We start from the raw sequence: 6,454 nt of genomic DNA, 5'->3' as shown, positions 1-6,454 counted from the left end.
GGACTGAACGGCTCGATGCTCTGGCCGCGCTGCTGGATGCGCGGCGCCAGGGGCGAGATTGACGAGAGGCTGGGAGAAGGCATGCATCAGCCGGTGACACCGAGCCTCACGATGAAACGCCGGCTGAATGCGAGCCCGGCGGAGGTCTACCAGGCCTGGACCGATCCCGAATTGCTGGTCCGCTGGTTCGGGCCGGAAAACGTGGTGGCGCAAGAGGCCGAGATCGATCCCCATGTCGACGGCGCCTACCGGGTCGTCATGCTGGAGGATAATGGCACGCGCCACGAGGTCTCCGGCCGCTATCTCGAGGTGGTCGAGAACGAGCGCCTCGTTTTCAGCTGGTCCTGGGTGACGACGCCGGAACGAGTCTCGCGCGTGACCGTTACGTTGAAGCCGGATGGCGACGGCACGATCCTGACACTCCTTCACGAGAAGCTGTTCGATGATGCCTCCGTTCGCGGCCACACCCATGGCTGGACGGGCTCGATGGTCAAGCTGGAGGCCTTCTTCGCCTGAGGTCAAGGCGAGCCTCGCTCATCCGTATCCGGCGCAAGCGAGGAGCGCCGCCGCCGATGCCGAACCGGCGCCAGCGGAGGAGAGGAGACGATGGAACACAGGATCGTATCGCACGAGCCGTCGCGTGCCGCGCTGCGCCCGTCTCGAGCGGTCGGTTCCCGCTGCGGTTGAGGCGGGCGCAAATGTGCCACCGATACTGAATCTGAGTTGATATCAACCTATATGGCGCCGGATGGGCCGGCGCCATTCAAGAGGAGAATGCACAGATGGCTTATGTCGAAGGTTTCGTGGTCGCGGTTCCCGCCGCCAACAAGGATGTCTACCGCAAGCATGCGAAGGAGGCGCTGCCGCTTTTCAAGGAGTTCGGCGTCACCCGCATGGTCGAGGCCTGGGGCGACGAGGTGCCGGACGGCAAGGTCACCGACTTCAAGGGCGCSGTGAAGGCGACGCCCGACGAGGTCGTGGTCTTCTCCTGGTTCGAATATCCCGACCGGAAGACGCGCGACGCGGCCAATGCGAAGATGATGAGCGATCCGCGCATGGCGTCGATGGGGCAGTCGATGCCTTTCGACGGCAAGCGCATGATCATGGGCGGCTTCGACGCGCTCGTCGATGACGGCGAAGGCGGGACGGCGGGTTATATCGATGGCGTGCTGATCGCCGTGCCGCAGGAGCGCAAGGCGGATTTCCGCGACTATGCGGCGGGGCTCTCCGCGCTGTTCACGGATCACGGCGCGCGGCGCGTCGTCGATGCGTGGGGTGACGACGTGCCGGACGGTAAGGTCACGGATTTCAAGGGCGCGGTGAAGGCCAAGGACGGCGAGGCTGTCGTGTTCGGCTGGGTCGAATGGGCATCCAAGGGGGCCCGCGACGAGGCCTGGGACAAGATCAGGCAGGATGCGCGGATGAACGACATGCCCATGCCGTTCGACGGCCAGCGCATGGTCTATGGCGGTTTCACCACCTTGCTGGACGCCTGAGCCCGGCGCCGCGCTCCGCCGCCAGGGCCAGGACACCGGGCAGCACATGACAGGGCTGTCCGGAAGCCCTTGCCCCGGCTGACGAAATCGCGGAGAGGGGAAGGGCTGGCCCACCGGAACCCTCTCCATGCTCGCAGGCATTCCCATCGGCGATCTCGTCTTCCTCGCCGTCTCGCTCGTGCTGGCGGGGGCCGTGACGGGGTTGCTCGCCGGCGTCTTCGGCGTCGGCGGYGGCGCGGTCATCGTGCCGGTGCTCTACGAGGTCTTCCGCGTCATCGGCGTGCCGGAGGAGGTSCGSATGCCGCTYWGCGTCGGCACMTCGCTCGCSRTCATCATCCCGACCTCGATCCGCTCCTTCAACGCTCACCGCGCCAAGGGGCTGGTCGATCTCTCGATCCTCAAGGTCTGGGCCGTGCCGGTGGTGCTCGGCGTCCTCGTCGGCAGTTATATCGCGYGCTACGCGCCGGCCGATCTCTTCAAGATCGTCTTCGTCGTCGTCGCGACGATCTCCGCCATCCGCCTGCTCTTCGCGGCGGATCGCTGGAAATTCGGCGAGGAGATGCCGGGCAAGCCGCTGATGGTCGCCTATGGCGGCGTCATCGGCGTGCTCTCCTCGCTGATGGGCATCGGCGGCGGCCAGCTCTCCAGCCTGTTCATGACCTTCTACGGCCGCCCGATCCACCAGGCGGTCGCGACCTCCTCCGGCCTGGGCGTGCTGATCTCGATCCCCGGCGCGCTCGGCTTCATCTATGCCGGCTGGCCGAAGATGGACATCCTGCCGCCGTTCTCTCTCGGCTACGTCTCGCTGCTTGGCATGATCCTGTTCATCCCGACCTCGATCTGGACGGCGCCGATCGGAGCCCGGCTGGCGCACCGGCTCTCGAAGCGCCGGCTGGAGGTGGCCTTCGGCCTGTTCCTGCTCGTCGTCGCCGGGCGCTTCATCTGGTCTCTGCTCCACTGAAGCGGCGCGAGGGCGAGGGATGAGCGAGCCGGTGATCCGCCTGCTGCAAACCGCCGATCATCCGGCGCTGGCTGCATTGATGGTCGAGATGCAGGGGCACTACCGGGTGCCGTGCCCGCCGGTGGCKGAGATACGCGCTGACCTTGCCGCTCTCCCGGCCGGCGTGGACATCCTCGTCGCGGTGAAGGGGGAGGCCATCCTGGGCTTCGCCTCGGCCTGCAACCTCTATCCGGGCCCGGGGCTGAAATCCGGCTTCTTCCTGAAGGAAATCTATGTTGCCGATGCCGCCCGCGGCAAAGGGCTCGGCCGCGCACTGATGCAGGCTCTCGCGGCGCTGGCGCTGGAGCGCGGCCACAGACGCCTCGACTGGACCGCCGACGCCGACGATCCGGCCCTGCTGCGCTTCTACGAGAGCCTTGGCGCAGTCGCACAGACGAAGAAGATCTTTTATCGCCTGACCGGCGATGCGCTGGCGGCGGTGGCGGCAGGGCCAGAATAAGCCCGCCCGGCGCCGCACTCGTCATTGCGAGGAGCGAAGCGACGACGCAATCCAGGGGGATTGGGCTGAACGTCTCACCCGGTCCTCCTGGATTGCTTCGCTGCGCTCGCAATGACGAGCTGCGGCCGTTCAGCTTCAATCGCCGGCTCCCGCTCCTGCAGCCGCTCCGGCAGCACCGCCATGATCGCCAGTCGCTCGGCCTCGCTGAGGCCCGACCACTGCGCGATTTCGTCGAGCGTGCGTCCGCAGCCCTCGCAGAGCCCGCTCGCCGGGTCGATGACGCAAACCTTGATGCAGGGCGTCGAGGCGCCGGTCATCGCCCCGCCCACCCCAGCGCGAGCGCAAGCCCGAGATAGATTGCGATCTCGGCAAGCTGCTGGACGGCGCCGACGATATCGCCGGTCTGCCCGCCGATCAGTCGGCGCGCCAGCCGGGCCAACACCGCTGCCGCCCCATGCGCCAGCGCGAAGCCGGCCAGCAATCCGGCCAGCGGGAGATGTGCGGCAAGCGCGATTCCGGTCGCCCCGATAAGGCTCAAGCCCAGCGCGATCCGCGCCGTGGCGAGGCTGGGCTGGCCGACCGCCGCCGAGGCGCCGCCGCTGCGCGCCGGAGGCTGGGTCGCAAGCAGGAGCAGGCCTTCCGCGCGTGACCACGGCGCTGCGACGAGCACCGCCGCCGCAGTACCCCAGGCGCCGGCATGGTCGAGCATCCCTGCGATCAGGCTCGCGCGTAGCAGCAGCGACAGCCCCAGCGCCATCGCGCCATAGGAGCCGATGCGGCTGTCCTTCATGATCTCCAGCCGGCGCTCGACCGTGTGCCCGCCGAACAGCCCGTCGGCGCTGTCGGCGAGCCCGTCCTCATGGAAGGCGCCGGTGCTCAGCGCCAGCGCAGTCAGGGCGAGCGCCGCGACGACCATCCCGCTGAGGCCCGCCAGCCCCCCGACCAGGGTGACGAGCGCCGCCGGCAGCGCGATCGCCAGCGCCGCTAAGGGCAGGGCGCGTGGCACCAGCCTGAAATCGGGAATGCCGTGCAGATCGCCTTCGCCCGGCAGCCGGGGCACGGGCAGGCGCGAATAGAAGCGGATGCAGATCGCGGTCGCCACAAGCCAGCCCGGCCAGATCGGCGGGCTGTCCTGCATCGGCTCCGCGCTGGTTTCCGCTTCCGCCATGCCGGCTTCGCGCTCCCGTCGATTGTCTTCCACCTGCCGAGCCTATAGCAGCAGCGTCAACCTTGCCGCCATGCCGATGCGCTGCTGCGGCTCCCGCGTGATGGATTTGATCTCATGTCCGCTTCCGGTTTGCCCTTCGACGATATCCGCGAGCTCATCGCCGCGATGCCCGGCCCCGACATGGCGGCGGCGAATGCGGTGCGCGCCCGCGACGCCAACCTCACCAAGCCGGCGGGCAGCCTCGGCCGCATGGAGGAGATCGCCGAATGGCTCGCCGCCTGGCAGGGCAAGGCCCCGCCCGAGGTGCGGCGCCCGCTGGTCTGCGTCTTCGCCGGCAACCATGGCGTGGTGGCGCAGGGCGTCTCGGCCTATCCGCAGGCGGTGACGCGCCAGATGCTGGAGAATTTCGCCGCCGGCGGCGCGGCGATCAACCAGATCTGCGCGGCCTATGATCTCGGCTTCAAGGTCTTCGACCTCGCGCTCGACCTGCCGACCGGCGACTTCACCCAGACCGATGCGCTCGACGAGCGCGCCTGTGTCGCGACCATGGCTTTCGGCATGGAGGCGCTSGCCGGMGGSGCCGATCTGCTCTGCCTCGGCGAGATGGGCATCGGCAACACCACSTCRGCSGCGGCGATCTATGCSGCGCTCTATGGCGGTGACGTGGCTCGCTGGTGCGGGCGCGGCACCGGCATCGACGATGAGGGCTTCAAGCGCAAGGTCGCGGCCGTGGAGAAGGGCCTGGCCCTGCACCGCGCCCATCTCAAGGACCCGCTCGAAGTGCTGCGCCGCCTCGGCGGGCGCGAGATCGCGGCGATCTGTGGCGCTATCATCGCCGCGCGCTCGCAGCGCATCCCGGTGATCCTCGACGGCTATGTCGTCACCGCTGCCGCCGCGATCCTGCACGCCATCGAGCCCTCGGCCATCGACCATTGCCTGGCCGGGCATCTCTCGACCGAGGGCGCCCATGCCGAGGTGCTGGCCCGGCTCGGCAAGGTGCCGCTGCTGGCGCTCGACATGCGCCTCGGCGAGGGCTCGGGCGCTGCGCTGGCAGCGGGCCTCGTCAAGGCCGCCGCTGCGATCCATTCGGGCATGGCGACCTTCGAACAGGCGCAGGTGGCGCGCAAGGACTGACGCCGGCTGAATTAAGCGGGGGGAAGCGCACCGTCAGGGCTCGCTGCCTTGCCGGTCACCCTCGTGCGGCGATGGCCCCCGCTGTCCGGTGTCGTCTGACGGTCGTCAGAATGACGTCGAGCAGTTCCGCCTGCGCTTCCTCTCGCGAAATCTCGTTGGCCGCGGCAGCGCCCGAGAGTGCCTCGGCTGCTCCGAGCACCCCCCAAAACGCAGCGGCCGGGATCGCAATGTCGGCGAAGGGCTGGAGCGCCGCTCGGCACTTTCCGATGAAGATCGCGCTATAGCCGCGCTTGAGCTGGTCGAGCTCCGGCGAGCCGGCAAGCGCAGCCGTGACGCCCGGAATCTCCCGCCCTTGAGTGAGGACGCAATCGACGTAGCAGGCGGCGATCACGCCGGCGCGCGCATCGAGCAATTCGGGGCTGTTCGCGAGCGCCTCGTCCATCAGCGCGGTCTGGCGTTGATCGTATTCGCGGTAGAGCGCCGCCAAGAGGCCCGCCCGCGTGCCGAAATGATCGTAGACGACGGGCTTGGTCACGCCGGCCTCTTCGCTCAGACGGCCGAGGCTCAACGCATCGGTCCCATCCCGACGCACGAGGCGCCAGGCGACGTCGATCAATTGGCGGTAGCGCTCGTCGCGCGTCAGCCGCTGCCGCACCGCGGTGGGGCCCGCATCGGCGCGGGCAGGTGGGTGGGAGGTTGACATTTAATATACCATTGGTAACTTACTAAAAGTATATAAGCGCGATGGCGGATGCGCAATCGCTTTCGGAGATCGGTCATGCACAGCCTCATCGTTGTCTCTCATCCCTTGCCCCAATCGCTGGTGCACGCCGTGGCCAGGCGGATTGCCGATGGGATTGGCGAGACCGGCCATTCCAGCGAGATCGCCGATCTTTCGGCTGAGGGTTTCGACCCCCGCTTCAAAGAGAGCGACGTCACAGCCCATCTCAGGCAGGCGCCTGCAGATGCCGCCGTTCTGGCCGAGCAGGCGCGCCTGGGCCGGGCCGATGCGCTCGTCCTGGTGTATCCCGTCTATTGGTGGTCTTTTCCCGGCTTGCTCAAAGGCTGGATCGACCGCGTCTTCAGCAATGGCTGGGCTTACGAGGAGGTGCCCGGTGGCCGCGTGGTGAAGAAGCTGGGCCACCTGTCGATCCATCTTGTCGCCATTGGCGGCGCCGACCTGCGGACCTATGCCC

General features: G+C 68.0%; 9 protein-coding genes. 6 read left to right on the top strand and 3 right to left on the bottom strand.

What is annotated here, in order from left to right; genetic code table 11:
* The 4 genes from AB4Y99_RS24215 to AB4Y99_RS24200 all read left to right on the top strand — a co-directional run.
* Nucleotides 1-516 (top strand): SRPBCC family protein (locus AB4Y99_RS24215; protein ID WP_441525113.1); only part of this gene is annotated, 516 nt, incomplete at its 5' end.
* A 266-nt stretch (nucleotides 517-782) separates the two neighbouring features.
* Nucleotides 783-1,496, top strand: coding sequence for a DUF1428 domain-containing protein (locus tag AB4Y99_RS24210; RefSeq protein ID WP_441525112.1), 714 nt, complete (start codon nucleotides 783-785; stop codon nucleotides 1,494-1,496).
* 127 nt (nucleotides 1,497-1,623) lie between these two features.
* Nucleotides 1,624-2,457 (top strand): sulfite exporter TauE/SafE family protein, encoded by an 834-nt coding sequence (locus tag AB4Y99_RS24205; protein WP_441525111.1) that lies wholly within the window; start codon nucleotides 1,624-1,626, stop codon nucleotides 2,455-2,457.
* Nucleotides 2,458-2,476: 19 nt separating this feature from the next.
* Nucleotides 2,477-2,956, top strand: coding sequence for a GNAT family N-acetyltransferase (locus AB4Y99_RS24200; RefSeq protein ID WP_441525110.1), 480 nt, complete (start codon nucleotides 2,477-2,479; stop codon nucleotides 2,954-2,956).
* A gap of 74 nt (nucleotides 2,957-3,030) precedes the next feature.
* On the opposite strand, the gene AB4Y99_RS24195 is transcribed toward AB4Y99_RS24200, so the two are convergent.
* Both AB4Y99_RS24195 and AB4Y99_RS24190 read right to left on the bottom strand, forming a co-directional pair.
* Nucleotides 3,031-3,273, bottom strand: a complete 243-nt coding sequence (locus tag AB4Y99_RS24195; RefSeq protein WP_441525109.1) for a DUF1289 domain-containing protein — start codon at nucleotides 3,271-3,273, stop codon at nucleotides 3,031-3,033.
* The gene (locus AB4Y99_RS24190; RefSeq protein WP_441525108.1) at nucleotides 3,270-4,124 is read right to left on the bottom strand and encodes an adenosylcobinamide-GDP ribazoletransferase; all 855 of its coding nucleotides are present in this window, start codon (nucleotides 4,122-4,124) and stop codon (nucleotides 3,270-3,272) included. The genes AB4Y99_RS24195 and AB4Y99_RS24190 overlap by 4 nt, the downstream gene beginning before the upstream one ends.
* 114 nt (nucleotides 4,125-4,238) lie before the next feature.
* On the opposite strand from AB4Y99_RS24190, the gene cobT reads away from it, so the two are divergent.
* Nucleotides 4,239-5,258: a nicotinate-nucleotide--dimethylbenzimidazole phosphoribosyltransferase gene (cobT, locus tag AB4Y99_RS24185; RefSeq protein WP_038361709.1), complete on the top strand. Its 1,020-nt coding sequence runs from the start codon at nucleotides 4,239-4,241 to the stop codon at nucleotides 5,256-5,258.
* A gap of 55 nt (nucleotides 5,259-5,313) precedes the next feature.
* Here the strand turns inward: cobT and AB4Y99_RS24180 are convergent, their stop codons facing one another.
* On the bottom strand, nucleotides 5,314-5,961 hold the full coding sequence (locus tag AB4Y99_RS24180; RefSeq protein ID WP_441525107.1) for a TetR/AcrR family transcriptional regulator: 648 nt from the start codon (nucleotides 5,959-5,961) through the stop codon (nucleotides 5,314-5,316).
* Nucleotides 5,962-6,036: 75 nt separating this feature from the next.
* On the opposite strand from AB4Y99_RS24180, the gene AB4Y99_RS24175 reads away from it, so the two are divergent.
* Nucleotides 6,037-6,454: NAD(P)H-dependent oxidoreductase (locus tag AB4Y99_RS24175; protein ID WP_441525106.1), on the top strand; the 418-nt coding region annotated here is incomplete at its 3' end.

The sequence above is a fragment of the Allobosea sp. TAB14 genome, from assembly GCF_052113865.1.
In the GTDB taxonomy this organism is placed as follows: domain Bacteria; phylum Pseudomonadota; class Alphaproteobacteria; order Rhizobiales; family Beijerinckiaceae; genus Allobosea; species Allobosea spartocytisi.
Note: the sequence above shows the minus strand (reverse complement) of the source record. Positions and strands in the feature narration are given on the sequence as shown.

Coding starts and splice junctions, on each gene's coding strand:
- AB4Y99_RS24195 (WP_441525109.1), bottom strand. CDS start 3,273: ATGACCGGCGCCTCGACGCCCTGCATCAAGGTTTGCGTCATCGACCCG.
- AB4Y99_RS24180 (WP_441525107.1), bottom strand. CDS start 5,961: ATGTCAACCTCCCACCCACCTGCCCGCGCCGATGCGGGCCCCACCGCG.
- AB4Y99_RS24190 (WP_441525108.1), bottom strand. CDS start 4,124: ATGGCGGAAGCGGAAACCAGCGCGGAGCCGATGCAGGACAGCCCGCCG.